Below are 25,530 nucleotides of genomic sequence, written 5' to 3'. Positions count from 1 at the left end.
ATGCGTGAGGACGTGATGTGTGAGGACGTGATGCGTGAAGCCTGACGAGTGAGGAGGGGCCGATGGCCCCAGCTCACCAACCCACTAGCCGACCAACCCATCAACCACCCCCCATGCACCTGCTCCGGACGCTGTGTCTCGCCGTTTGCCTGCTCGGCCTGGCGGCATCGCCCACCCTCGCCCAGAATTACTACGCCTACGTCGCGTCCGAGTCGGCCGACGAGGTGGCCCTGGTGCGGTTTGATGCCGACACCGAATCGGCGACCGTGGAGGAAACCGTTCCCGTCGGCTACATCGCGCCCGAGACGGAGGGGGCGCACGGCATGACGGTGGCGCCGGATGGGGACCACTGGTTCGTGTCCATCGCCCACGGCAAGCCCTACGGCCGCGTCGCGAAGTACGAGACGGGGACGAACGCGAAGGTCGACACCGCCCACGTCGGCATGTTTCCGGCCACGATGGAGGTCTCTTCCGTGACGGGCCTGCTTTACGTTGCGAACTTCAACCTCCATGGCGAAATGGAGCCGAGCACCGTGTCGGTCGTCGATCCGGAGGCCATGACGGAGGTAGACCGGATCGAGACGGGCATCATGCCGCACGGCTCCCGCTTCGCGCCGGACGGGCGCACGCACTACTCGGTGAGCATGATGGACGGGACGCTCCACGAAGTTGACGCGCTCACGGGCCGGGTCACGCGCACCCTCACGACCGGGGAGGGCACGCCGAAGCCGACATGGGTGGATCCGCACCCCTCGCGGCCGCTGGCGTACGTGGCCCACAATGGGGCCGACGAGGTGGTCGTGGTGGACCGGGATGACTGGGCGGTGACGCAGCGGCTGCCGACGGGCGAGGGGACCGCGCCGTACAACCTGGAGGTGTCGCCGGACGGCACGACGCTCGTGGTGTCCTACAAGGGGACCGGCGAGACGGGCATCTGGAATTTGGGGACGGGGGAGCGGGCGGCCCGCCTGTCGAACACACAGGCCGTCACGCACGGCGTCGTGATCTCGCCCGACAGCCGCTACGCGTTCGTCTCGGCGGAGGGGCGGGGCGACGACCCGGGTGCCGTGGACGTATTCGACCTGCAGTCGAACGAGCGCGTCGCCTCCGTCGAGGTGGGGCCGCAGGCGGGCGGCATTGCCTTCTGGAAGACGGAAGAGACCGCCACCTCGGCCCGATGACCGACGCGCCCGGCACCTACGCGTTGCTGCTCCGTGGCGAGGAGAACCAGGAGATTGAGGTGGGGGCTCTTGGCGAAATGATCGTCTGGCCCGGCGTGTACGTCTACGTCGGGAGCGCCTTCGGCCCCGGCGGGCTCCGTGCCCGAGTGGGGCGGCATGCTCGGGGCGACGGGGCGCAGCACTGGCACGTCGACTACCTGCGTGCGGCCACGGCACTGGAGGCGGTCTGGTACACCCACGACCCCGAGCGCCGCGAGTGCACGTGGGCCGCGGTGCTCCGGGACCGATCCGGGGCCACGGTGCCGGTCGACGGCTTTGGGGCGTCGGATTGTACCTGTCCGGCCCACCTGACTCGCTTCGAGTCCGTGCCGTCCCTCTCGTCGTTCCGGGCGCGTCTTCGCGAACAGTACCCCGACCACGCGCCTGTCGAGCAGGTCGGGGAGGATCTTCTCGAATGACCGCAGGCTGTGGCGACCGTTTGGAGGCACTCGTTTCCGAGAGAGCCCCACAGAGGCCGCTGGGGCCGTCCGTAGCGAGCGGTCTCATGCCGGACGCCGCGTCGGCTTCCGGGACGGCGTCCGCGTTGCTCCGGTGCGCCCCGACTCTTTCGGTGCGGCGGGTGGGGGGACGGTGCGTTTCTGAAGCACGTTTTGGCGGAGAGGCCTCCCCCCTGGATCACAGGGATTGAAGAAGCGTTCCCATTTGAAAAACGCCTCTTTTCAAATCAAACAACCCCGATGGGTGCTCCAGTCTCTCTCACGACCGATGCCGGGGCATCGTCCTTTCCGGAGCTTGCGGCGGAGGAGCCGGCGGAGCTCGTCGCGACGGTTCGCGAGGGCCTCCCGACAGAGCGATTCGATGCCCTCCGCGCGCTTCTGGACGTGCCGAGCGGCCGGCTCGCCGAGATTGTCGGCATCACACCCTCCACATTGAGCCGCCGTCGCAAACACGGCACGTTCAATAAGGACGAGTCGGAGCGTATTCTTCGGGTGGCCCGGCTCGCACTCCGGGCGATCGATGTGCTGGACGGTCGCAACAATGCCCAGAAGTGGCTCACCGAACCGGCCCGTGCGCTGGGGGGCGAGCCGCCCCTTGACTTTGCGGACACCGAGCCCGGGGCCCGGGAGGTGGAGCGCCTGCTGATCCGTCTCGACCACGGCGTCTATAGCTAGGGCGCTTCAGTTTGTGTCTCTCCGTTGCCCGTCGTCGTTTCCTCGGTTGATGGTTCAGGTCTGGCGCCTCGTCAAAGAGAAATATGCGGAGTCGGCCTTCAGTGGCGACGGCGCCCGTCAAGCCGGCGGGCGGTTTAATAGCCCGGGGCAGCCGGTCGTGTATACGTCGGAGTCGCTGGCCCTGGCCGAACTGGAGATTCTGGTGCACCTGCCGACTTCACACTTGCTGGACACCTACGTGGCGTTTCGGGCGTCCCTGCCGGAAACATCCGTCGAGTCCCTGGACCGAGAGGCGCTTCCCGATGACTGGCGCGCAAATCCCGTCCCACGGGGCGTGCAGGCCGTCGGCGACGAGTGGCTTCAGTCGGGGCGCTCGTTGGCCCTCCGCGTGCCCAGTGCGGTCGTGCCGGCCGAGGCGAACGTGCTGGTGAATCCCGGGCATCCGAACTTCGAGTCTGTGACGGTCGACGGTCCGTTCAATCCGGAGGTTGACGACCGATTGCTCTGATGAGTCGTGGGCCTTTCACTTCCCGCAGTCGCTACGTTACCTTGCAAACGCGATAAACAGCCCGGAAGAGACGATCTTGTCTCGGATTTCCTCCTGGGGTGCTCACCCTGATGCGTATGCGCCATGCCCGACCGCACGGTTGCTCCAACCGACCTCACCTTCTTCACGAACGACGAGTCCGGCGTCTCCCTCCACGAGCGATTCCGGCGTACATTGACGGAGGTGCAGTTCTTCGACGTGCTCGTGGGCTACTTTCGTATCAGCGGATTTCATCAGCTGTACGAGGCGCTGGAGGACGTGGAGCACATTCGCATCCTGGTGGGACTCAACGTAGGACGAACCACGCACCGTCTTCTCCAGGAGCATCGGGGAGAGTCCTCGTTCGGTTTCGAGTCCCACGCGAAGGCCCATGAGCGCGTTCGCGGCAACATCGTCGAGCAAATGGAGGCCGCGGAGGAGGCTCGGGATGTTGAAAAGGGGCTTCGGGCGTTTCTTCGGTTCCTGGAAGAGGGAAAAATGGAAGTTCGGGCGTTTCCCACCGAGAACATTCACGCGAAGGTCTACATCGGTCGCTACGACAGCGACGCCCACTACGGTCACGTGATCACCGGGTCGAGCAACTTCACGGAATCTGGGCTGCGGGGACAGCGCGAATTCAACGTGGAGCTGAAAGATCGGGCCGACGTGGAGTTTGCGCTGGAAAAGTTCGAAGAGTTGTGGGAGCAGAGCGTCGAGGTGACGGAGGATTTCGTCGAGACCCTTCGTCACGACACGTGGCTAAACGACGAGATCACCCCGTACGATCTCTACCTCAAGTTCCTCTACGAGTACTTTGAAGAGGACATCAATCTCGATCAGCGGGAGACCGACGAGCTATACCGTCCGGACGACTTCCTGGAACTGGAGTACCAGGAGCAGGCGGTAACGGCGGCCCGCAAGATTTTGGACGCGCACGACGGCGTGTTCATCGCGGACGTGGTGGGACTGGGCAAGACCTACGTCACCGCCATGCTCATGCAGCAGCTTCAGGGCCGCACGCTCGTGGTGTGTCCGCCCGTGCTGGAGGACTATTGGCGAGAGACGTTTGTCGACTTCGGCGTGCGGGGCTACCGGATCGAGTCCCTCGGCAAGCTCGACCACGTGCTCCGGGACGGGCACGAGAAATACGACTTCGTGGTGCTCGATGAGGCGCATCGGTTCCGCAATGAAACGACGCAGCGGTACGAGAAGCTCCACCAGATTGCCTTTGGCAAGAAGGTGATCTGCGTGTCGGCCACGCCGCTCAACAACGACGTGAGCGACATCTATAGCCTCCTCAAGCTCTTCCAGACGCCGCGCCGCAGCACGATTCCCGGCGTTCGGGATCTCAAGCGCTTCTTCGACGAACGCCAGCGTCGACTGAACCGCCATGAGCGCGGCACGCCTGCGTACACGGAGGTGGCGCAGAATATCTACGACGAGGTCCGCGACCGCGTGCTCAAGCACGTCATGATTCGGCGGACGCGGAGCGAGGTTGAACAGTACTACGGGGACGACATGGAGAAGCAGGGCCTGTCCTTCCCCGACGTGGCCGCGCCCCGCCGGATTCTCTACGAGTTCGACGAGAGCCTCGATACGGTCTTCACCCGCACCATCGACCGCATCGGGGAGTTTAGCTACGCCCGCTACACCCCGTTGCTCTTCTACGAGGGCGAGATCGACCCGCTCCGCGAACAGTCGCAGCGCAACATCGGGGGCTTCATGAAGAGCATCCTCGTGAAGCGCCTGGAGAGCAGCTTCTACGCCTTCAAGCGCACGCTCGCCCGCTTCATCGAGTCGTATGAGCGGTTCATTGAAATGTACCGGAACGGCACGGTGTATCTGGGACGGGACGTGAATGTGTTCGACCTGCTCGACAACGACCGCGAGGAACGCCTCCACGAGTTGCTCGAGGAAGGCCGGGTCAGCAAATACGACGCCGACGACTTCTCCGACGAATTGATGGACGAGCTTCGGGCCGACCTTCGTCTGCTCCGGGAAATTCAAAGGAACTGGGCACCCATCGACGAGGATCCGAAGCTCGACGCGTTTCTCGACCGCCTCCAGTCCGACGACACACTCCGAGACGGCAAGCTCCTGATCTTTACGGAGGCGGCGGAAACCGGCCGGTATCTCCTCGACGCCTTGGAAGAGGCCGTGCCCGGGAAGGCGATCTTTTATTCCAGCGACGGAGGACGGGACGGCGACGGGTCGATCAGCGTGCAACAGGCGCGTCGGCGGATCAAGAACACGTTCGATCCTACGGTGGACGACCCGGAGGACGAGTACCGAATCCTCATCACGACGGACGTGCTGGCCGAGGGCATTAACCTGCACCGCTCGAACACGGTCATGAACTACGACCTGCCCTGGAACCCGACGCGGGTGCTCCAGCGCGTGGGTCGGGTTAACCGGGTGGGCGGGACGCATGACCAGATCTTCGTCTACAACTTCTTTCCCACCGCCGCGGCCGACGAGGAGATCAATCTGGAGGCCAACATCACGAGCAAGATTCAGGCCTTTCACGACACGCTGGGGGAGGACGCGCAGTACCTAACCGACGAGGAAGAGGTCACAACCCACGGGCTGTTCGGAGAGGAGCTGTACGAGCGCCTCAACGACGCCGACACGTACGACGGAGAGCCGGACGAGGGGCCGTCGGAGCTCAAGTACCTGCGTCTCCTCCGCGACCTCCGCGACAACGATTCCGAGCAGTTCGAGCGCATCAAGAACCTTCCGAAGAAGGCGCGGACGGCTCGATCCGTAGACGAAGGGCCCCGGCACCCCTCCGGCCTGCTCACCTTCTTCCGACGGGGGGATCTGAAGCAGTTTTTTCTGGCGGAGGAGGAAGTGTCTCGGGAACTTACGTTCTTCGAAGCCGCGCAGGCCTTTGAGTGCGAGCCCGGCACGTCGCGTATCGAACTGCCCGAGGATTTTTATGACCGCCTTGCCCGCAACAAAGAGGCCTTCGACCATAGCGCCTCGGAGGAGACGGACGGGTCAAGTGCAGCGGGCGGGCTCTCCAACGAGGAGTACGTCATGAAGCGCCTTCGCACGAAAGAGATGAAGCACTGCAAGCGATTCACGGACCGGGACGATCAGTTTCGGCAAGAGGTCCTGCGGGCCTTCGACGACGCCGTCATTCCGGAGAAGACAATCCGGCGGATCAAACATGAACTGGAGAGTGAGGCTGATCCCTTAAAGGCCCTCCAGATTTTCCGCGAGTACGTTCCCGACTCCATTCTCGACGTGCAGCGCCGACGCCGGGACGAGCGCGACGAACACCGGGAGGTCATTCTATCCGGATACCTCCAGTCCGATTGAGGGCTCGTCAATCGTCCTTCCGTGTCTGATCGAGACTTGCTGTCTGAATCCACTTCTGAAGCCGATCCACCTTCATGCACCCCGATGCCGCCAAGACGCTCATTAGCGATACCTTCGACGGCGCCTACGACGAGACAAGGCTCCGCACCTTCATCCAGAACCTGCTCGTCGAGCCCGACATGAAGGACAAGGAGCACCGGTCGGGGCAAATGGTCTACGAGTCGTTCCGCGAGCACGTAGCCTCCTACAAACGGCTCGCCAAATACACCGACCCGAACGGGGAAGAGATGGACGTGCTGGCGGTGAAGCTGAAGACGCCCCACAAGCTGGAGCGGGCCCGCACCATGCAGCGCAACTTCGCGGCCACATATTTGAAGCAACCGGCCCGGCAGGGGCGGGAGGCGGCGCTGGTGGCCTACTACGCCGACGGCACGGACGACTGGCGGCTTTCGTTCGTGCAGCTCGAATACCGAACGGTGGTCGACGAAGAGACCGGCGACGTGAAGGCAGAGGAAGAACTTACGCATGTCCGGTATACCTTCCTCGTGGGCGAAAATGAGCCCAGTCACACTCCGAAGCGGCAGTTTGCGCCGCTCCTCCAGAGCGAAGAGCTCCGGTTCCCGCCCCCGCTCCACGAGCTGAAGGATGCCTTCGACATTGAGGTCGTTACGGACGAATTCTTCGAGGCGTATCGGGGGCACTACAAGACGCTGACGGAGGACGTGGAGGCAGCCCTAGCGGAGGACGAGACGGCCCAGGACGAGTTCGACGAGAAAGACGTGACGCCCGAAGCCTTCGCCGAGAAGCTGACGGGACAGCTCGTCTTTCTCTACTTCCTCCAGAAGAAAGGGTGGCTCGGCGTGCAGCGTGGGGACGACTGGGGCGAGGGCCCCGGCAACTTTTTGCGGCAGCTCTACGAGGGCGAGTACGTCGACTACGACAACTTCTACCGGGACGTCTTGGAGCCGCTTTTTTATCAGGGCCTCGCGGTGGACCGCGGCGGCGACAATTATTTCAGTGCCCTTCGCTGCCGGGTGCCGTTTCTGAACGGCGGCCTCTTTCAGCCCATCCACAACGTTGACCGGAGCCGGGTGCACCTGCCGCTGCCCGACGAGACGTTCGGCGACATTTTCGACACATTTGACCGCTACAACTTCACCGTCCGCGAGGATGAGCCGCTGGACAAGGAGGTGGCCGTCGATCCCGAGATGTTGGGAAAAGTGTTCGAAAAGCTTCTGTTGGATGACCGTCAGAAGGAGCTAGGCGCCTTCTACACACCCCGCGACATCGTGCACTACATGTGCCAGCAGAACCTTGTCGATCACCTCGACACGGAGCTTAATGTGCGCGAGGCGCCGCTGACCCGTCCTGAGCCACGACAGCAGAACGCGTTTGGGGACGGACCCACACAGCAAGGTGTGCTCAGCGGAGAGGACTACAACCCTCAGGTGGAGCGACACCATCTGGAGGCCCTTGTGCGTGATGGGTCGGGATGGATCGAGCACGACAGTCGAACGCAGGAGAGTGAGTCCACTAACGGCAAGTATTCGGAATACAAGGCGCCCCGTCCGATTCGTACGCATGCCCGGGAAATTGACGCGGTGCTCAGCGACGTGCGGATCTGCGATCCGGCTGTAGGTTCTGGCGCCTTCCCTGTGGGTATGATGCAGGAAATCGTGCAGGCCCGCCAGGTGCTCGACACCTACATCGACGACGAAATTGAACGAGAAGCGTATCCACTCAAACGCCACGCCATCCAGCACTCGCTTCATGGCGTGGACATCGACCCAAGTGCAATCGACATTGCCCAGCTTCGCCTCTGGCTCTCGCTGGTGGTAGACGAGGAGGACTTTGAAGACATCCGCCCGCTCCCCAACCTGCGATACAAGTTTGTGCAGGGGGATGCGCTACAGAAGATTGAGCGGAGTTTCTTCAACAACGAGCAGGAAGCACAACTCCATGCCCTGATGGAAGAGTTCGTGAGTACGGCTCACCCGTCTGAAAAGGAGCGTCTCCAGGAGCAAATCGATGAACACCTGAGTGAACTTCTTGGAGACGGCCAGTTTGACTTCGGACTGTATTTTGGGACCGTCTTCAAAGAGCAGGATGGGTTCGATGTCGTTATCGGGAACCCACCGTATGTGACTGCCGGAAACTTAACGGACCAGCAGAAAGATGCTCTCAAGGGCTACGAGATTTACAAAAAGAGTGCAGACTACTGCACCTATTTCGTGGAGCGGGGGATGAATCTGCTCCGGCCCGACGGTCAACTCGCGTACATCATCAAGAACAAGTGGCTGCGAGCAAGATACGGGAATAAGCTGCGGAGATGGCTGAAAAGCCGAGAGCTTACGGAAATCATCGACTTCAAAGATCTTCCGGTCTTCCAGGGTGTGATCGCTTACCCGTGTATCTTCCGCGGGGTTAATGCCTCCTCAGATGAAAGTTTACAGGCCGTAGAGGTTGAGCACCTCGATTATGATAACCTGGCTGCCTATGTCACCGAGAACCAGTATGAAGTAGTACGATCACAACTGAGAGAGGAATGTTGGTCTCTTGCAACACCCAACGAAAGGGATCTACTCAGCACACTCCGAGAGATTGGTGGTTCCCTGAATAAGGTGGTCAACGACTCAATTAACTATGGAATTAAGACCGGCTGCAACGCTGTCTTCAAGATCAGCTCGGCCAAGCGCCAACAGCTTATCGATTCCCACGAGTCGAGCCGTGAAATCATCAAGCCTTTCCTCACGGGACGAAATGCCTATCGGTACACACCTCCAGAGCATGACAGCTACGTCATATTCACCCGTCGGGGCATTGACATCGATGCCTACCCGGCTGTAAAGGAATACCTCTCCCAGCATAAGGAACGCCTGAAGCCGAAGCCGAAAGACTGGAATCCACGACATGAGGATGCGAAGTGGCCTGGTCGGAAGAGCGGGAGCTACGCCTGGTACGAAATCCAGGATGCGGTGGACTACTACAAGGCCTTCGAAGGCACAAAGATTATCTACTCCGACCTCTCAGTTCGTGGTAGCTTTACCCTTGACGAGAGCGGAATTTATCCGGCCAATACCCTGTACATCATTGCAGATGCTGGCTTATACCTCTTGGGCCTGCTCAACTCCCGACTCGCTGGATTCTACTACATCCACCACTTTGCCACGTACCGCGGCAGCTACCTCCGCTTCTTCAAGGACACGTTGAAGCGACTTCCTGTCATCCCACGGGAGGATGCCTCCCAAGACCTCCGAGAAAAGATTGAGTCTCATGCACAAAAGCTTCTTGATCTTCACGACGCCCCCGAAGGCGTAGTCGAGTCACGGGGTGACCAGATCCGAAGAGAAGAAAACGCTCTCGACGAAGCGGTCTATGAGCTGTACGGGCTCACTCCTGACGAAATCCAGTTGGTAGAGCAGAGAGTACCTGCTATTGATGAAGTGTAAATAATAGGCCCTCTCATTTTGGGGCTATCCTCCTATCATGCTTGATGGCAATACGATCAACAAATTTGATGAAGATGGTATTTTTCGTCCATTGGTTGCAGGGTACTTGGCTGAACTCCACGGCCATTTAGAGCTTTCTACCAGGCACGCCATTGAAGACCGGGATTTCGCGGCTGAACACCTCATGATGGAATTAGGAGTACAATGGAGTCAAAAGAAAATTGATCGATTCAATTCAGGGCATACCACGCCTCTAATCCAGCCGTTGCAGCCACTCATCGAGGTCGAGAATACATCCATAGATATCGCTCACAAAAGTTTAAGAAAGGCGTTCTACGAGATTACCAAAGACGACTTATACAGCGTTAGCACAAAATCTGCTGGCTCGCTACTGGTGATGGCGACCGAGCGGATCAAACCTTTCTATGAGAATGGTGACATTTCAGAGGGGCCAATTCTAGACTTCCTCAGATATTGCCGCAACGGGATTGCACACGGTGGAGAATTCAGCTTTCGAGGAGACGAACCTACGAGCGAAGCGAGATGGAGAGGAATTGAGCTTGAATCTGGTATGCACGGCGAGAAAATCTTCGTCGACGGTTCGGGAGAGGGGTACTTGAGTTTAGGGGACCCGATACTGCTTCTACACGACATTGAGGATAAATACGGTGAAACGTTCTCCAGTTAGATATCCCGCGTCTGAAGCTGTGGGACAGATATTCGTCTCAAGCAAAGTCGGAGAAACCTCGATTTTTGAATTAGCGTCAAGTAGGTGTTTTTGATATGCCCGAAGAAGTAAAAGTTAAGTTCTATGACATTGAAGAGTGTGGCTTCTACAAACGCGGAGACGACGAGGCACGGTTTGGAGAGATAGAAGAAGCTTTGAGAAGGTTGAGTGATTGGGTTGACGGGAAAGAGCTTGGTGAGACAGAAGTGTCTCCACCGGAGGATGATACGATTGACCCAACCTACTGCCTCCAGGTCCACAGAGATGCAACAGCGACTGAATTCTTTGTCGCGATGTGGATAGAAATTCCGACCGTCGAGAATCAAGTCGGAAGTGTAAATCCGAACGACGAAGTCAATCAGGTTGAGGTGCATGCCAATCCTCTTCAGGACCCTCAGGATATAGCTGGATTTCCTGTCTATTTCTGGTTCTTGCCCGAGGAAGATAAGCTCGCTACTGTTGCCGTAGAAAAGCGGAGACGAAACGGGCGTTCTGAGATGGAGAGGTATATGGAGGACTTTTTAGAGTTCTACGCAGGCTACGAGGCAGTCACTAAAGGAGATACCGAACGACACAAGCGAGTAATAGGTCACTGTCAGAACCACACAGATCCTGATCAGGAGCCGGAAAACTACTACGTGAGGTTCAATTCTTCACTCACTCCCGTACCAGGGGCACTTGAAGAGATCCGCCGCCGCAGACCTGAAATCAGAAAAGTTATCAGAAAGTTTGAGGTAGGAGAAGAACGTGGAGGAGTTGAGACACTGGAAGACTGGAAGCGTCCCCTGTATGATGTAGGGCTCTATTCGGCACCGGACCGTCAGGAGCCAAAGCGTGTAAAATACGAACTCGATATCACCCCTGGCGAAGAAGAACTTGAGGGAATGATTCAGCGGTGGCGTCAGCGCCACCAGAATGGATCTTCAAACTGGGAAGATTATGCGGTAGTGTTCAAGGGGGAGAACAAAGAGCACTCTTTTAGTCGATCGCTTCCAAAAGCATCGGTGACAATGGATGTTGAACGCGACGAGAATGGCTTTGTGAGGCTCGAATCCCTGCAGAATCAAGTTCTTGAGAACCGAGCTGAGCTGATGGAAAGAGCATTGTACGAGGAAGATGTACAAGTAACCGAATAACCCTCATCTCAGAAGAGGGAAAAGCAAACTCGAATAATCCTCTCAGACCGATGTCTGGCCTCAAGCGTGGATACGTTATCGGTGCTCTAACAGTCGGTTTACTGATCCTTGCGGTGTCTTTCTGGCTAGGCAGCGGAATTCCGTTCAGCGAGCAGTGGCCGCTCTATGAGGACTTGAGAGGTATCGCCTCGGTAATTGTAGTGATCGCAGGTGCCTGGACTGTTTTAATCAGTCCGGAAGCAATAAAAGCTGTATTCTATCCTAGAGACCAGCGCTCTAAGCGTGATTTCTCAGATAGGCAGATAGACATTATCAAGCGGCTCGCTTTCGTGTTCGCTGTTGCCGCAGGGGCTATTGCGATAGTGCAGATCACGGGTATACTCTCCACGCTTACCTCTCAGTTTGAGATACCTCAGGAGGTTTTGCATGTCCTGAGAGGTATGTCATTTACCGTTTTGTCGGTTACGACTCTTGTTCTGGTCCTGGCTTTAATACTTTACGTTTTGGTGCTCGAAAACTTTTATACTCTGCTCAGTGAGCGCAAGAAGCAGGACGAGAGAGACAGCGATCTACCAGATGATCAAGTGTACAATACGGGTCCCGGAGATGGTGCTAAAGCATCCTATCCGTCAATTGAGTGAACTACTTCGGCACAGAAATCGGGGGCATCTCACTTGAAGCTCTCATCTTGACGCTGACGAGAGAAAAAGGATGCCTACTGATCTCTCCCGTACGCTTGTCGTTGGCATCTCGTCCACGGCCCTCTTCGACCTGAAAGAGGCCGATCGACGCTTCCGAAAGTGGCGGGAGGAAGATCCTGACATGGCAATCGAGCGGTATCGGGAGTACATGCAGAAGCGAGAGGACGAGCCGCTGGAGCCAGGCACCGGACTCCCCCTCGTGAAGGCTCTACTCCAACTCAACGAGTACGCCCCCGAGGACGGCCCGCCCATCACCGAGGTTGTCATCCTATCCCAGAACAGTCCCGAGACCGGCGTCCGGGTGCTCAAAAGCATCCGCGAGCAGGACCTCGACATTTCGCGGTCGGCCTTCACCGCGGGGGCGTCGGTGACGGAGTATCTCGACGCCTTCGACGTTGATCTTTTCCTCACGACGGACTCGGAAGACGCGCGGACCGTCATTGACAGCGGCGAATGCGCAGCGGCGGTGCTTTTGGTTCCTCCGGACCGCACTCCCATCGCGACGGATGGTGAGGTGCGCATCGCCCTCGACGGCGACGCGGTGCTCTTTTCCGACGAGAGCGAACTCGTCTACAAACAGGAGGGCCTGGAGGAATTCCACGAACGGGAAGATGCGCTGCAGGACGAGCCGCTCCCCGGCGGGCCCTACGAGGACTTCCTCAAGGCGCTGGCGCAGATGCAAGAGCGGCTCCCCACACGCATCGAGTACTCGCCGGTCCGCCTCGCCCTCGTGACCTCCCGTGACAGCCCTGCGGAGCTCCGGGTCATCAAGACGCTGCGGGAGTGGGGGGTGTACGTGGACCTGGCGTTCTTCCTCGGCGGGGTGGACAAAGGACCGGTCCTGGAGTCGTTCAATCCCCACATCTTCTTCGACGATCAGGATGTTCACGTAGAATCGGCTTCCGAACGAGTACCCACAGGCAAAGTGCTATATCGCAGCGACTCAACGCTTCGTGAGTTGCAGGCGGAGCGGGATGAGGAACCCGAGGAAGGAGGAACATCGACGTAGAGCTGTTGACTCATCGTAGCCAACATCCATGGGTACACCCACCATCCGCCCCCGAAGCAATTTTTCGTTCAGCGAGATCTTTCTGTTGGGTTGTGTCCAGGTACACGATTACTGTCACCGAACACTGAAAAATCGCCCTCCCCGCCCCGCTGCGTCGTAAGCGTGGATTTGAGCCGGGGACCAAGGTGGTGATCGTAGAGCCGATCACGGCGTAAAGATTCGCCCCCTCGACGCCCGCTACTTTGAGCAATTTGCGGGCGTGCTCTCGGGAGAGGAAAACGCCACGCAGACTCGTCTCGGCGACCGTCACAAGGAGGCCGAATGGCAACGCGCTGTTCGTCTACGCCGGTTCCTGCAGCGCTGAGCGCCCAACGTATCCTTGCCGTAACACCCCTGTCCCGACCAGAAACGCGTGCCCAGCCCGACGGTGTAACTGCCTCTACAGGAATATAAGCGCCCTTGCCCTCACGCAATGCGCATCACGCAATACGAGGGCCCGGCAGGGCGCTTGCTCCGAGCATCCCCCTCCACGAAGCTGCCGCCCCCCCGCATGCCCGAGCACATCACCCTCCGCGGCGCGCGCGAGAACAACCTCCAGGCCATCGACCTCGACATTCCGCGCAACCGGCTCGTCGTCGTGACCGGCGTGTCGGGGTCCGGCAAGTCGAGCCTCGCGTTCGACACCATCTTCGCCGAGGGCCAGCGGCGCTACATGGAGAGCCTGAGCGCCTACGCCCGCCAGTTCCTGGAGATGATGGAGCGGCCCGAGATCGACTACGTCGACGGCCTCTCGCCGGTCATCTCCATCGAGCAGAAGACCGTCTCCGGCAACCCGCGCTCCACGGTCGGCACCGTCACGGAGGTGTACGACTTCCTGCGCCTGCTCTACGCCCGGGCCGCCACGGCCTACTCCTACGAGACGGGCACCAAGATGCGGCAGCAGAGCGACGACGAGATCGTGGACGGCCTCCTCGACTTCCCCGAGGGCACGCGCCTGCAGATCCTGGCGCCGGTGGTGCGGGGGCGCAAGGGGCACTACCGCGAGCTCTTCGAGCAGACCTCCGCGCAGGGCTTCGAGCGGTTTCGCGTGGACGGGGAGATGCGGACCTACGAGGAGGACATGAAGCTGGAGCGCTACGAAACCCACGACGTGGAGGTGGTCATCGACCGCCTCGCCATCAAGGACGGCATCCGCTCGCGGGTGGGCCAGTCCGTCGAGACGGCGCTGGAGATGGGGGGCGGCACCCTCATCGCGGACGTGGTCGACGGGCCCGACGGCGTGGAGACCGGCGACCACCTCTTCAGCCGCGACCTCGTGGACCCCGAGACGGGCCTCTCCTACGAGGAGCCCTCGCCCAACATGTTCTCGTTCAACACGCCGTACGGCGCGTGTCCGGAGTGCGAGGGGCTGGGGACCGCCAAGCAAATTGCGCCGGAGCTCGTCGTCCCGCACCCGGAGAAAACAATCAACGAGGGCGCGCTGGCCCCGCTCGGGGAGCCGCGCGACATCTGGATCTTCAACCAGCTGGAGGCGGTCGCGGAGGCGTACGGGTTCGACTTCGACACACCGATCGAGGCCCTGAGCGACGAGCAGCTGGCGGTGATTCTGGAGGGGGCCGGCGAGGAGCAGTTCGAGATCGAATACGGCTACAAGGGTCGCGAGGTGCAGTACAAGCACCGCTTCGACGGCCTCTACGACCACATCTGGCACACCTACGAGGAGACCAGCTCGTCGAAGAAGCGGCGCCGCGCGGAGTCGTTCATGCGCGAGATGGACTGTCCCGCGTGCGACGGCGGGCGCCTGAAGACCGAGAGCCTCCACTACCGCATCGGTGGGCAGTCAATTGCGGACCTCGCGCGGATGGACCTGACCCAGCTCCGCGAGTTCGTAGACGACGTGCCGTTCGATACCGAGCGGCAGGAGCGCATCGGCGCGCCCATCGTGAAGGAGGTGCGGGAGCGGCTCGACTTCCTCATCGGGGTGGGCGTGGGCTACCTCACGCTCGACCGCTCGGCCCGTACCCTCAGCGGGGGCGAGAGCCAGCGCATCCGCCTCGCCACGCAGGTGGGCACGCAGCTGACCGGCGTCCTCTACGTCCTCGACGAGCCGACCATCGGCCTGCACCCGCGCGACAACGACCGCCTCATCGAGAGCCTCGAAAGCCTGCGCGACCTCGGCAACTCGGTCGTCGTGGTGGAGCACGACCGCGACATGATCGAGGCTGCCGACCACGTGGTCGACCTCGGTCCCGGGGCGGGCCTCCACGGGGGACACGTCATCACCACGGGCCCGCCCTCTGTCCTGACGGTCGATCCGGTGGAGCAGACCAGCGGCACGGCGGCCAACGGCGCGGCCGAGCACGAGATCGAGGACAACGGCGTGGCGCGGCAGCAGGTGGCCGAGCGCGCCGCGGACTACGACAGCGACCACTACGACTTCGAGAGCTTTACCGCCGCCTACCTGCAGGGCGAGCGCGTCATCCCGCTGCCCGACGAGCGCCGCGACGGCACCGGCGAGTCGATCACGCTGAAGGGGGCCACGGGCCACAACCTGAAGGGCGAGGACGTCGGGATTCCGCTCGGCAAGCTCATCTGCGTGACCGGCGTCAGCGGCTCCGGCAAGTCGACCCTCGTCAACCAGACGCTGTTTCCGATTCTACACCGGCACCACCACAACGCCAAGACGGTGCCGCTGCCCTACGACCGCGTCGAGGGCATCGACCACGTCGACAAGGTCATCGAGATCGACCAGCAGCCCATCGGCCGCACGCCGCGCTCCAACGCGGCCACCTACACGAAGCTGATGGACTACCTGCGCGACCTCTTCGCCCAGCTGCCGGAGGCGGAGATCCGTGGCTACACCAAGAGCCGCTTCAGTTTTAACACCGACCCGGGCCGCTGCGACAAGTGCGGCGGCACCGGCACGGTCACGCTGGAGATGAACTTCCTGCCGGACGTGGACGTCACCTGCGACGCGTGCGACGGCCGGCGCTACGGGCCCGAGACGCTGGAGGTGGAGTACAAGGGCAAGAACATCGCCGAGGTGCTGGCCATGACCGTGGCGGAGGCGGTCGATTTCTTCGAGAACCAGCCGCGCCTCGTCCGCACCCTCAAGACGCTCGACGCGGTGGGGCTCGGCTACCTCACCCTCGGCCAGTCGTCCACCACGCTCAGCGGCGGGGAGGCGCAGCGCGTGAAGCTCTCGAAGGAGCTCTCCCGCCCCGGCACCGGCGATACGCTCTACATTCTCGACGAGCCGACCACCGGCATGCACTTCGAGGACGTGCGTCATCTCCTCAACGTCCTGCACGGGCTCGTCGACGAGGGCAACACGGTGATGGTCATTGAGCACAACATGGACGTCATCAAGCAGGCCGACCACGTGATCGACCTCGGCCCGGAGGGCGGGCGCGAGGGCGGCGAGATCCTGTTCGAGGGCCGGCCCGAGGCCCTGGCGGAGGCCGACACGCACACGTCGGCCTACCTGCGGGAGGAGTTGGAGCGCACCCGAACCGCGCAGACCGACGCGGAGAAGACGGCCCCCGTCGGCGAATCGGGCGACGGCCTCGCGTCGGGACAGCCCGAGCCGGCGGCGGAGTGACAAGGTGGGGAGAGCGTCCGCACGAGGCGTCCCGAAATGTGGTGATCCTGTTAAAAGAACGTCCGGAAGCGGTTCCGTGGTCGCTGGGAGCGCTTTTATGAAGGTCGAATTTTTGTGGTTTTAAGGGAGTATTGGTAGAGTAAGTGGCGTCAGTATCGCTCCCACCACAAAAAATACTCGCCTTCGGAATGCGGATACGCACCCTCCTTCTTTCCGTCGTCGGTCTTCTGCTGGTTCCCATTGGGGCTGCGGCCATGCCGCTGTCGGACCCCGCAAACGTTGCTGAGGCGCTGCAATCGGCCGAGCAAACACAGACGAATCTGGATTACGTCTGGACAATCCTCGCCGCGGCGCTGGTCTTCTTTATGCAGGCGGGCTTTGCGCTGCTGGAGTCCGGCTTCTCGCGGGCGAAGAACGCGGTCAACATCATCATGAAGAACGTGATGGACGCCTCGGCCGGGGCGCTGGTCTTCTTCGCGGTCGGCTTCGGGCTGATGTTCGGCACCTCCTGGGGCGGCCTGATCGGGACCGACGGCTTCTTCCTCACCGGCACGGGCGACCAGCCGCAGACCTGGGTTTACGCCTTCTACTTCTTCCAGGCGGTCTTTGCGGCCACGGCGGCCACCATCGTCTCCGGCGCGGTCGCGGAGCGCATCAAGTTCAGCGGCTACCTGATCTTCTCCGTCACCATCACGGGGCTCATCTATCCGGTGTTTGGGGCGTGGGCGTGGGGCGGCCTCTTCAACGGCAGCGGCTGGCTGGAGGCGCTTGGTTTCATCGACTTTGCCGGGTCGACGGTCGTGCACAGCGTCGGCGGCTGGGCGGCGCTGGCCGGGGCGTTGGTCGTGGGGCCCCGGGTGGGCAAGTACGCGGACGACGGCACGCCGCGCAGCATTCCGGGGCACAGCCTTCCCCTGGCGGCGCTGGGGGTGTTTATCCTGTGGCTCGGGTGGTTCGGCTTTAACGCGGGCTCCACGACGGCCGGGTCCACCGCGATCGCCAAGATTGCCATGAACACGTTCGTCGCGGCGGGGGCCGGGGGGGTGGTTGCCATGGCCATCACCTGGATCGACGGCGGCACGCCGGACGCCACGATGACGCTGAACGGTGTGCTGGGCGGCCTGGTGGGCATTACCGCGGGGTGCGCGGCCCTCACGCCGCCGTACGCCATCCTTACGGGGGCCATCGCGGGCGCCGTCGTGGTCTATGGCACCCGCGCGCTGGAGTGGTACGTCGACGACCCGGTGGGGGCCATCGCCGTGCACGGGCTGGCCGGCGCCTGGGGCACCATCGCCGCGGGCCTGTTCAACTCCGCCGGCTTCAGCCTGTCGCAGGTGGGCGTGCAGGTCGTGGGCGTGGCGGCGGCGTTCCTGTGGACCTTCCCCGTCAGCTACCTCGTCTTCTCGATCGTCGACGCCGCGATTGGGATTCGCCTCAACGGCAAGAAAGAGACGGTCGGGCTCGACCGCATGGAGCACGACGTCGAGGCGTACCCGGAGTTCACGACGGACGGGGACCGTCAGGCCCCGGCGCCCGAGACGGACGAGGTTGTTGCCCGGTAGCGGCGCGGCCCCTCAACCACTTCCCTGTGCCGGGGGAGAACGAGCGATGTTCGCCTCCGGGGGGGAGTGCGTTTCGCAATGCGGGGACAGGCGCTCATCATTACGGCAAACGCGACGGCCGCAGGGACGGGCCCGGTGGGAGCCTGGCCCCTGCGGCCGTTCGTGTGTGGGGCCGATATACAACTACGGTCGCATTCCAAGTCCGTGAGCTGGTGCCCCCCTTGCGAAGACGGCCGATGACGGACCGCAGGCGGCGGCGTCTCGGGGTGCTTCGGCGGTCTGTCAGCCGAGAGCAGTCGGGCCACGGTCGTCGCACGCCACACCAGCGCTTCTGCAGTGCACTCATGCTGTTGAGGTGCAGCCCAGCGCTCGACCCCTAGCCCCCTAACGCTGACCCCCCAACCTCAATATCCGTAGATCGAGAGGTCCTCCCGACGCATGTGGGTGTTGAGGACGATTGCCAGCAGGGCCGTGTTGGCGAGCATGGCCGAGCCGCCGTACGACAGGAACGGCAGTGGAAGCCCGATCACGGGCAGCATGCCGGTGACCATGCCGATGTTGATGAAGATGTGGATCAGGTAGACGCCCACGGCCCCCGCGGCGACGATGCTGCCGAACGGGTGCTTGACGTCGGCCCCCAGCTTGATGAGCCGCAGGAGGAGGGCGGCCAGCAGGCCCAGGACCACCAGCGACCCCACGAGGCCGAACTCTTCGGCCACGACGCTGAAGATGAAGTCGGTCGTCTGCTCCGGCACGTAGGCGCCCTGGGTCTGGGGCCCCTGCATGAAGCCCGTGCCCCAGATTCCCCCGGAATGGAGGGCCGCCTTCGACTGCACCAGGTGGAACCCCACGCCCTGCCGAAATTGCTCGGCCCCGGGGTTCGTAAACGACAGCAGACGGTCGACCTGGTAGGGCTGGAGGATCTTGCGGAGCACGAACGAGATGAGGGCCGTCACGCCGGCGGTGAAGGTGGCCGCCAGGGCGGCGATGGAGCGCCGGCCGGAGTAGGCCCAGAGCCCGCCGGTGAACAGGACGGCGAACCCGAGGGCGGCCGGAGTGGACACCAGCGCAAAGTAGCCTGCGATGGCGGGGGAGACCATGAGCAGGAGGACCGAGAGGGACAGCCCGCTCCAGAAGAGCATGATGGGCACGAGGCCGAAGAAGACGAGGGCGGTGCCCAGGTCGTTCTGGAGGATGACGAGGAGGGCCGGCGCGACGATGAGGCCCGCGGCCTTCAGGGCAAAACTCAAGTCCTGCCCGGCTCGGGTGTGGCGCTCGGACAGCAGCTGCGCCACGGCGAGGACCGTTCCCACCTTGGCCAGCTCCGACACCTGCAGCCGCAGCGGCCCGAGGGCGAGCCATGCGCGGGTGCCGTGCACCTCTACCCCCATCACGAGGCACAACACGAGGAGGACGAGCGTCGCGGCGTAGGCCGGATAGGCCGCGTACCGCAGAAACCGAACGGGCACCAGGAGGGTGGCCGCAATGCCGGCGATCGATACGCCGATCCAGAGAAACTGACGGGCGAAATTATCCTGGACGCCCGGGCCGATGTATTCGGCCGCGGGGCCGTGGGTGGTGCTGTACAGGGCCACGAGGCCCACGGCCGCGAGCCCCAACCAGAGCAGCAGCGTCCAGGGATCCAGTTTCCGGGCTGGGGGACTCATGGGCGATCGGTCGGCGATGGGGCGTTGGGGCGGGACGAGTCAGCGGGCGTCGGGGCGGCGGGTTGCGTGGTGGCCTGGACGGCGGGCGTTGTCTCCGGAGGAGACGTGGAGGGGGAGGGCGCGCCGTCCTCCGGGGCGCTGCGCACCTCCTCCCGCAGGCGTCGCTTCCAGTAGCGCCGCTCCCACGTGTCCGCGATTGAGCCCGTCAGGTATTGTTCGGCCATCAGGCTCGCAATGGGGGCCGCGGCGGTGGCCCCGTAGCCCGCATTCTCGACGACTACCGCGAGGGCGATCTCGGGGTCGTCGTACGGCGCAAACATGATGAACAGCGAGTGGTCTTCGCCGTGCGGGTTCTGGGCCGTGCCCGTCTTGCCGGCGCTGGGGATGTCGGGGATCTGGACCCACCGGCCGGTGCCGTCGGTCATGACGCGGTGCATGCCCTCCTGCACGACGTCGAAGTGAGAGGGGTCGACCGGAATTGGGTCCGGGGGAGGCAGTTCGGGACGCCGGGCCGCCCCCGTCTCGGGGTGGACGGCCTTGCGGACGAGGTGGGGCGTGGGGAGGCGGCCGCCGTTGCCGAGGGCCGCTGCGTACCGGGCCATCTGGAGGGGGGTGACGGACATGTCGCCCTGTCCGATGCCGAGGTTGATGGTGTAGCCGTCCGTCCAGCGGCCGTACATCCGGTCGAAGTAGGAGGAATCGGGAATCAACCCCGGCTCCTGCCGAAATCCTTCGAGCGGCACCTCCTGGCCGAACCCGAATTCCAGGGCCCAGTTGCGCCAGGTGGCCAGGGTCATGTTGTCCATCACCTGGTAGAAGAAGGTATTGCACGACACCTCCAGGGCCTTTGCCACCGTGATGCGACCCTCGTCCTGCCCGTCGTGATTTTTGAAGGCCCGGCGCCCGATCTGGTAGCTTGGCGGGCAATCCATGCGCTCCGAGGCAGTGAGCATTCCGGTTTCGAGGGCGACGAGGGACATGAACGGCTTCCAGGTGGAGCCTGGGGGGTAGCCGCTCTGCGTGGCGCGGTTGTAGAGCGGATCGCTCGGGGCCGAGCGGAGGCTGTCCCACGCCGATGTGCTGACCGACCGGGCAAACAGGGAGGGGGCGAAGTCCGGCGTGCTGACGAGGGAAAGGATGCCGCCGGTGTCGGGGTCGAGGGCAACGGCCGCGCCGCGCTTCCCCACGAAGAGGGACTCGGCGAGGGCCTGCACCTCGTGGTCGAGGGTGAGGTGGAGATCGTGCCCGCCGACCGGAGGGATGTCCATGGCGCCGTTCTGGTACTCCCGCACCTCCGTCCCGTGCACGTTCACGAGCACCATCTCGCGCCCCCGGTCGCCCCGAAGGATTGATTCGTAGGCGTGCTCCAGGCCCGTGCGGCCGATGCGGTCGCCGGCCCGGTAGGCCGCCGGCATGCGGGACAAGGCCTGCTCGTCAATCTCGTGAACGTAGCCGAGGGCATGTGCCGCCCGGGCGGCCGTGTGGTAGCGCCGCCTCAACTCCACGTCGTACGACACGCCGGGCAGCTCGTAGAGGTGCTCCTGCACGCGACTGAACGTGTCGAACGAGACCTCCCGAAACGAGGGCGTCGGGCGGAAGGCATTCCGCTCGCGCGCCGCTCGCAGTCGGCGGCGCACCGTCGAGTCGGCCACGCCCAGTAGATTGGCCAGCAGCGGGGCCTTCGACGCGTCAAAGTACCGGGGCGTGATCCGGATCGTGTAGGTGGGCCGGTTGTCCACCAGGAGCGTGCTGTCCCGGGCGTACAGGGCCCCCCGTGCCGGCTCTACCGATTGCTCCCGCACGGCGCTTCCGGGCGGCGTGCCGTCCTCGGACGCGCCGTTGAAGCCCTGGAGCTGCACCAGACGAAGGCCGAGCAGGAAAAAGAGAAAGACGACGACCCCGGCGTAGATCCGGACGCGGGTGCGATACTCATCCATGCAGGCGCGGTCGGGGCGGCGAGTGTGCGTCGGAGGATGACAATGGGGGATGGCCTTCCACCTGAGTCCGAACGGCGGAAGGCGCGAAATGGGTCCTGAGCCGTCGCGAGAGCAAACAGTCTCGTTCCATCCGTGGCGGACCCTCAATTCTGCCCAAAAGTTTTAGTTCTTGAAGAAGGCGGATTCCAACCCTCCGCACCGTCTGGACGCGCATTTCAACCGAATCTTGGGCACTGCCCTGGGCATTCCCCTGGGCATTGTCGACGGGATGCGTGTCGTAACGGTGCAAGTTCCGTTCCGGGCACGCTCCCGTTTGGGGGAGCGTAACGACTGAACCCTCCCGTACCCCAACCAATACACCTAGGGCCGTACGTCGGGTGTAAATTTCGTAAAGCCTCGTTGATGTCCCTGGCTGTTATGCAACGATCTCCTGTGCGTTTTGCTCTCGCTCTCCTTGCGCTTTCGGTCGCCTCGATGATTGGGGCCGTCGGACCGGCGTCGGCCCAGTACTTTGGGCAGAATAAGGTCCAGTACGAACAGTTTGACTTTCGCTCCTTCGAGACGGATCAGTTTGAGATTTACTTCTACCCGGAGGAGCAGCAGGCCGTTGAGGACGCGGCCCGGATGGCGGAGCGGTGGTACGATCGCCACTCCCGGACCTTCCTCCGAGAGTTTCAGAAGAGGAAGCCGCTGATCTTTTACGCCAACAGCCCCGATTTTCAGCAGACCAACGCCGTGCGTGGGCAGCTGGGACAGGGCACCGGCGGCGTGACGGAGAGCATCAAGGAGCGCGTCATCATGCCGCTTACGGGAAGCTACGGGGAGACCGACCATGTGCTCGGCCACGAGCTGGTTCACTCGTTTCAGTACGACATTGCCCTGCGCAAGAACAACGAGGGGTTCTCGCTGCGCAACATGCCGCTGTGGTTCATTGAAGGAATGGCCGAATACCTGTCGATCGGGCGGAAGGACTCCCACACCGCGATGTGGATGCGGGACGCGGCCGTGCGCGGGGACCTGCCCACAATTCGGCAGCTCACGCGCGACCAGCAGTCCTACTTTCCCTACCGCTACGGCCAGGCCTACATGGCCTACATCGGCGGCAAGTACGGCGACGCCACCGTCACGGACCTTTACAAAATGAGTGGGCGGGTGGGGCTTGACTCCGCCTTCGTGTACACGCTCGGCATCACGGCCGATTCGCTGTCGGAGGAGTGGAAGCAGTCCACCCGCGATGCCCTCCTGCCGGCCACCGAGGGGCGGACGCCGGTGGACTCGGTGGGCACGGCGGTGATTGGGGACCCCGGGGGCGACAACCAGCTCAACATCTCCCCGGCGGTGAGCCCGGACGGGCGCTACGTGGCCTTTATCTCGCGCCGCAACCTCTTCAACACGAACCTCTTCGTCGCGGACGCGGAGACGGGCGAGATCGTCCAGGAACTGGAGGGAACCCGCTCAAACCCGCACTTCGACGCGCTCCGGTTTATCAACTCGGCGGGGGCGTGGTCGCCGGACGGGCGGCGGTTTGCGTTCATCACGTTCGCGGACGGCCGCAACGAAATCAACACGTTCAACGTCCAGACGGGCGAGATCCGGACGCGGACGGCGGTGGAGAACGTGGGGGCCATTCACAACCTGGCCTGGTCGCCGGACGGGCAGTCCATTGCGTTTTCGGGGCTGGAGGGCGGCCTGAGCGACCTGTACGTCTACGACCTGGACCAGAAGAGCGTGCGCCAGCTCACCAACGACCGGTATGCGGCCCTGCAGCCGACGTGGTCGCCCGACGGGGAAACCCTCGCGTTTACGACGGACCGCGGGCGGGACGGGACAAACTTTGAGACGCTGGAGTACGGCGAGGAGCGCATCGGCCTGATCGACGTCGCGTCCGGCGAGATTCGCACGATCCGGCCCTTCTCCACGGGCATGCAGCACAACCCACAGTTCAGTCCGGACGGCCGCAGCATCTACTTCGTTGCCGATCAGGACGGCTTCAAGGACGTGTACCGCTACGACCTGGACGAGGAGGCGACCTACCGCGTGACGGAGCTGAAGACCGGCGTGAGTGGCATTACGGCCCTCTCTCCGGCCCTGTCGGTGGCGCGGCGGAGCGGGCGGATGATGTTCTCGGTCTTCTCGAACGGCGGGTACTCCATCGTGGGGCTCTCGCCGGAGGAAACGAAGGGGGAGCGGATGACGCCGAGGGCGGAGGCCCCCAACACCGCCGCGTTGCTTCCCCCGGTGCAGCCGAAGGGGGACGGCCTCGTGGGCAGTTACCTGGAGGATCCGACGACGGGGCTAACGGACGTGGACTCATCCCAGACGACGAAGGCCAGCAATCGGCTGCGCCTCGACCGCATCGTGCCCCCTTCGGTGGGGGCCTCGGTGGGAGGACCGGTGGGCACGCAGGTGGCGGGGGGGGTCGGGTTCATGTTCAGTGACATTCTCGGCCATCGGAACCTGAGCGTCTTCGTACAGGCCAACGGAACGATCAAGGACATCGGCGGGGGCGTCTTCTACTCCAATCAGGAGAACCGATTCAACTACGGGGTCGGCATCTCGCACCAGCCGTCGGCCTACGGGCGAGTGGGACGGACGAGAGATGGACGATTCGTGCAAATCGTCAATCGGATCTTCCGGACGCAGGTGGGCGCGCAGACGAGCTATCCCTTCTCCCAGACGAACCGACTCGAACTTGGCGTAGGGGGCACGCGCTACGGATTCAGCCAGACCGTCCGCGCGTTCAACCGGTTCGGGCAGTCCCAAGAGATTGACGCCGGGACAGTGCGCGATCCCATCTACTTCGCGCGCACGAGCCTCGCGTACGTCGGGGACTTCTCGCGGTCGGGCTTGACCTCGCCCCTGCAGGGCGGGCGCTACCGCTTCCAGGTGACGCCGCAGTTTGGGTCCCGGAACTTCGTGTCGGTGCTGGCCGACTACCGGCGGTACTTCTACCGCGAGCCCGTCACGCTTGCGGTGCGGGGCCTCCACCGCGGGAACTACGGGGCGGGCGAGTTTGACGGCCAGCTAACGGACAACTTCGTCCGCGAAACGCTCGGGAATCCCTACCAGGCGGGCTTTGTGCGGGGGTACAGCTTCAATTCGCTTTTTGAGGAGCCGAATTGTCGAGCCAATCTCGAATCCTGCAGAGTTGGGCGATTGTACGGCACGCGCATGGCGCTCGGGAGCGTCGAGCTGCGCCTCCCGCTCCTCGGGCCGGAGGTGCTGAGCCTCGCGACCTTCGAGTACCTGCCGACCGACCTGGTGGCCTTCGCCGATGCCGGGGTGACGTGGACCAACGAGGACCTGACGGACCTGTCCTTCTCCTCGAGCACGATTGGGACCGGCGCAACCGGGCGCCTGGGCACCGGCAGTACGGAGCGCACCGTGGCCGCGCAGCCGGTGACGAGCGCCGGCCTGTCGGCGCGCGTGAACGTCCTGGGCGCAATCGTCATGGAGGCGTTTTACGCCCGCACGTTCCAGCGCACCAAAAACTGGGACTTCGGGGTCATCCTGCGGCCTGGGTGGTAGGACAGAATGA

The 25,530-nt window shown here is 62.8% G+C and carries 15 protein-coding genes; 13 read left to right on the top strand and 2 right to left on the bottom strand.

Features of this window, described 5'->3' with window-relative positions; genetic code table 11:
* The first annotated feature begins 113 nt into the window (after nt 1-113).
* The 12 genes from OJA40_RS05635 (at nt 114) to OJA40_RS05580 (ending at nt 18,388) form a co-directional block, all read left to right on the top strand.
* Complete coding sequence (locus OJA40_RS05635) at nt 114-1,181, top strand: YncE family protein (RefSeq protein WP_263810100.1); 1,068 nt, start codon at nt 114-116, stop codon at nt 1,179-1,181.
* On the top strand, nt 1,178-1,639 hold the full coding sequence (locus tag OJA40_RS05630) for a GIY-YIG nuclease family protein (protein ID WP_263810098.1): 462 nt from the start codon (nt 1,178-1,180) through the stop codon (nt 1,637-1,639). The genes OJA40_RS05635 and OJA40_RS05630 overlap by 4 nt, the downstream gene beginning before the upstream one ends.
* Before the next feature lie 279 nt (nt 1,640-1,918).
* The gene (gene parS, locus OJA40_RS05625) at nt 1,919-2,353 is read left to right on the top strand and encodes a type II RES/Xre toxin-antitoxin system antitoxin (protein WP_263810097.1); all 435 of its coding nucleotides are present in this window, start codon (nt 1,919-1,921) and stop codon (nt 2,351-2,353) included.
* Nucleotides 2,354-2,402: 49 nt separating this feature from the next.
* Nucleotides 2,403-2,861 (top strand): RES family NAD+ phosphorylase, encoded by a 459-nt coding sequence (locus tag OJA40_RS05620; protein WP_263810096.1) that lies wholly within the window; start codon nt 2,403-2,405, stop codon nt 2,859-2,861.
* 123 nt (nt 2,862-2,984) lie between these two features.
* Nucleotides 2,985-6,203, top strand: a complete 3,219-nt coding sequence (locus tag OJA40_RS05615) for an SNF2-related protein (RefSeq protein ID WP_208425842.1) — start codon at nt 2,985-2,987, stop codon at nt 6,201-6,203.
* 74 nt (nt 6,204-6,277) lie between these two features.
* Entirely contained in the window at nt 6,278-9,652 is a 3,375-nt protein-coding gene (locus tag OJA40_RS05610) for an Eco57I restriction-modification methylase domain-containing protein (protein WP_208425843.1), read from the top strand.
* Between the two features lie 37 nt (nt 9,653-9,689).
* Nucleotides 9,690-10,340, top strand: coding sequence for a hypothetical protein (locus OJA40_RS05605; RefSeq protein ID WP_208425844.1), 651 nt, complete (start codon nt 9,690-9,692; stop codon nt 10,338-10,340).
* Nucleotides 10,341-10,435: 95 nt separating this feature from the next.
* On the top strand, nt 10,436-11,515 hold the full coding sequence (locus tag OJA40_RS05600) for a hypothetical protein (protein ID WP_263810094.1): 1,080 nt from the start codon (nt 10,436-10,438) through the stop codon (nt 11,513-11,515).
* A 50-nt stretch (nt 11,516-11,565) separates the two neighbouring features.
* Nucleotides 11,566-12,156, top strand: coding sequence for a hypothetical protein (locus OJA40_RS05595; protein WP_208425846.1), 591 nt, complete (start codon nt 11,566-11,568; stop codon nt 12,154-12,156).
* A gap of 70 nt (nt 12,157-12,226) precedes the next feature.
* Nucleotides 12,227-13,225 (top strand): 5'-nucleotidase, encoded by a 999-nt coding sequence (locus OJA40_RS05590; protein WP_263810093.1) that lies wholly within the window; start codon nt 12,227-12,229, stop codon nt 13,223-13,225.
* 550 nt (nt 13,226-13,775) lie between these two features.
* Nucleotides 13,776-16,826: an excinuclease ABC subunit UvrA gene (uvrA, locus tag OJA40_RS05585; RefSeq protein ID WP_263810092.1), complete on the top strand. Its 3,051-nt coding sequence runs from the start codon at nt 13,776-13,778 to the stop codon at nt 16,824-16,826.
* Nucleotides 16,827-16,969: 143 nt separating this feature from the next.
* Complete coding sequence (locus OJA40_RS05580; RefSeq protein ID WP_272506855.1) at nt 16,970-18,388, top strand: ammonium transporter; 1,419 nt, start codon at nt 16,970-16,972, stop codon at nt 18,386-18,388.
* 404 nt (nt 18,389-18,792) lie between these two features.
* Here the strand turns inward: OJA40_RS05580 and rodA are convergent, their stop codons facing one another.
* Together rodA and mrdA are read right to left on the bottom strand one after the other, a co-directional pair.
* Nucleotides 18,793-20,055 (bottom strand): rod shape-determining protein RodA, encoded by a 1,263-nt coding sequence (gene rodA / locus OJA40_RS05575; protein WP_208425850.1) that lies wholly within the window; start codon nt 20,053-20,055, stop codon nt 18,793-18,795.
* Nucleotides 20,052-21,992, bottom strand: a complete 1,941-nt coding sequence (gene mrdA / locus OJA40_RS05570) for a penicillin-binding protein 2 (protein WP_263810090.1) — start codon at nt 21,990-21,992, stop codon at nt 20,052-20,054. Before mrdA ends, rodA begins: the two co-directional genes overlap by 4 nt.
* A gap of 417 nt (nt 21,993-22,409) precedes the next feature.
* On the opposite strand from mrdA, the gene OJA40_RS05565 reads away from it, so the two are divergent.
* Nucleotides 22,410-25,520, top strand: a complete 3,111-nt coding sequence (locus OJA40_RS05565) for a basic secretory protein-like protein (RefSeq protein WP_263808036.1) — start codon at nt 22,410-22,412, stop codon at nt 25,518-25,520.
* Nucleotides 25,521-25,530 lie beyond the last annotated feature (10 nt).

Source organism: Salinibacter pepae (assembly GCF_947077775.1).
Taxonomy (GTDB): domain Bacteria; phylum Bacteroidota; class Rhodothermia; order Rhodothermales; family Salinibacteraceae; genus Salinibacter; species Salinibacter pepae.
This window is presented reverse-complemented; position numbering and strand designations above follow the sequence as displayed.

Bases quoted from the DNA above. Each gene is read 5' to 3' on its own strand.
- OJA40_RS05635 (WP_263810100.1), top strand. From the start codon at position 114: ATGCACCTGCTCCGGACGCTGTGTCTCGCCGTTTGCCTGCTCGGCCTG.
- OJA40_RS05630 (WP_263810098.1), top strand. From the start codon at position 1,178: ATGACCGACGCGCCCGGCACCTACGCGTTGCTGCTCCGTGGCGAGGAG.
- parS (WP_263810097.1), top strand. From the start codon at position 1,919: ATGGGTGCTCCAGTCTCTCTCACGACCGATGCCGGGGCATCGTCCTTT.
- OJA40_RS05620 (WP_263810096.1), top strand. From the start codon at position 2,403: ATGGTTCAGGTCTGGCGCCTCGTCAAAGAGAAATATGCGGAGTCGGCC.
- OJA40_RS05615 (WP_208425842.1), top strand. From the start codon at position 2,985: ATGCCCGACCGCACGGTTGCTCCAACCGACCTCACCTTCTTCACGAAC.
- OJA40_RS05610 (WP_208425843.1), top strand. From the start codon at position 6,278: ATGCACCCCGATGCCGCCAAGACGCTCATTAGCGATACCTTCGACGGC.
- OJA40_RS05605 (WP_208425844.1), top strand. From the start codon at position 9,690: ATGCTTGATGGCAATACGATCAACAAATTTGATGAAGATGGTATTTTT.
- OJA40_RS05600 (WP_263810094.1), top strand. From the start codon at position 10,436: ATGCCCGAAGAAGTAAAAGTTAAGTTCTATGACATTGAAGAGTGTGGC.
- OJA40_RS05595 (WP_208425846.1), top strand. From the start codon at position 11,566: ATGTCTGGCCTCAAGCGTGGATACGTTATCGGTGCTCTAACAGTCGGT.
- OJA40_RS05590 (WP_263810093.1), top strand. From the start codon at position 12,227: ATGCCTACTGATCTCTCCCGTACGCTTGTCGTTGGCATCTCGTCCACG.
- uvrA (WP_263810092.1), top strand. From the start codon at position 13,776: ATGCCCGAGCACATCACCCTCCGCGGCGCGCGCGAGAACAACCTCCAG.
- rodA (WP_208425850.1), bottom strand. From the start codon at position 20,055: ATGAGTCCCCCAGCCCGGAAACTGGATCCCTGGACGCTGCTGCTCTGG.
- mrdA (WP_263810090.1), bottom strand. From the start codon at position 21,992: ATGGATGAGTATCGCACCCGCGTCCGGATCTACGCCGGGGTCGTCGTC.
- OJA40_RS05565 (WP_263808036.1), top strand. From the start codon at position 22,410: ATGCAACGATCTCCTGTGCGTTTTGCTCTCGCTCTCCTTGCGCTTTCG.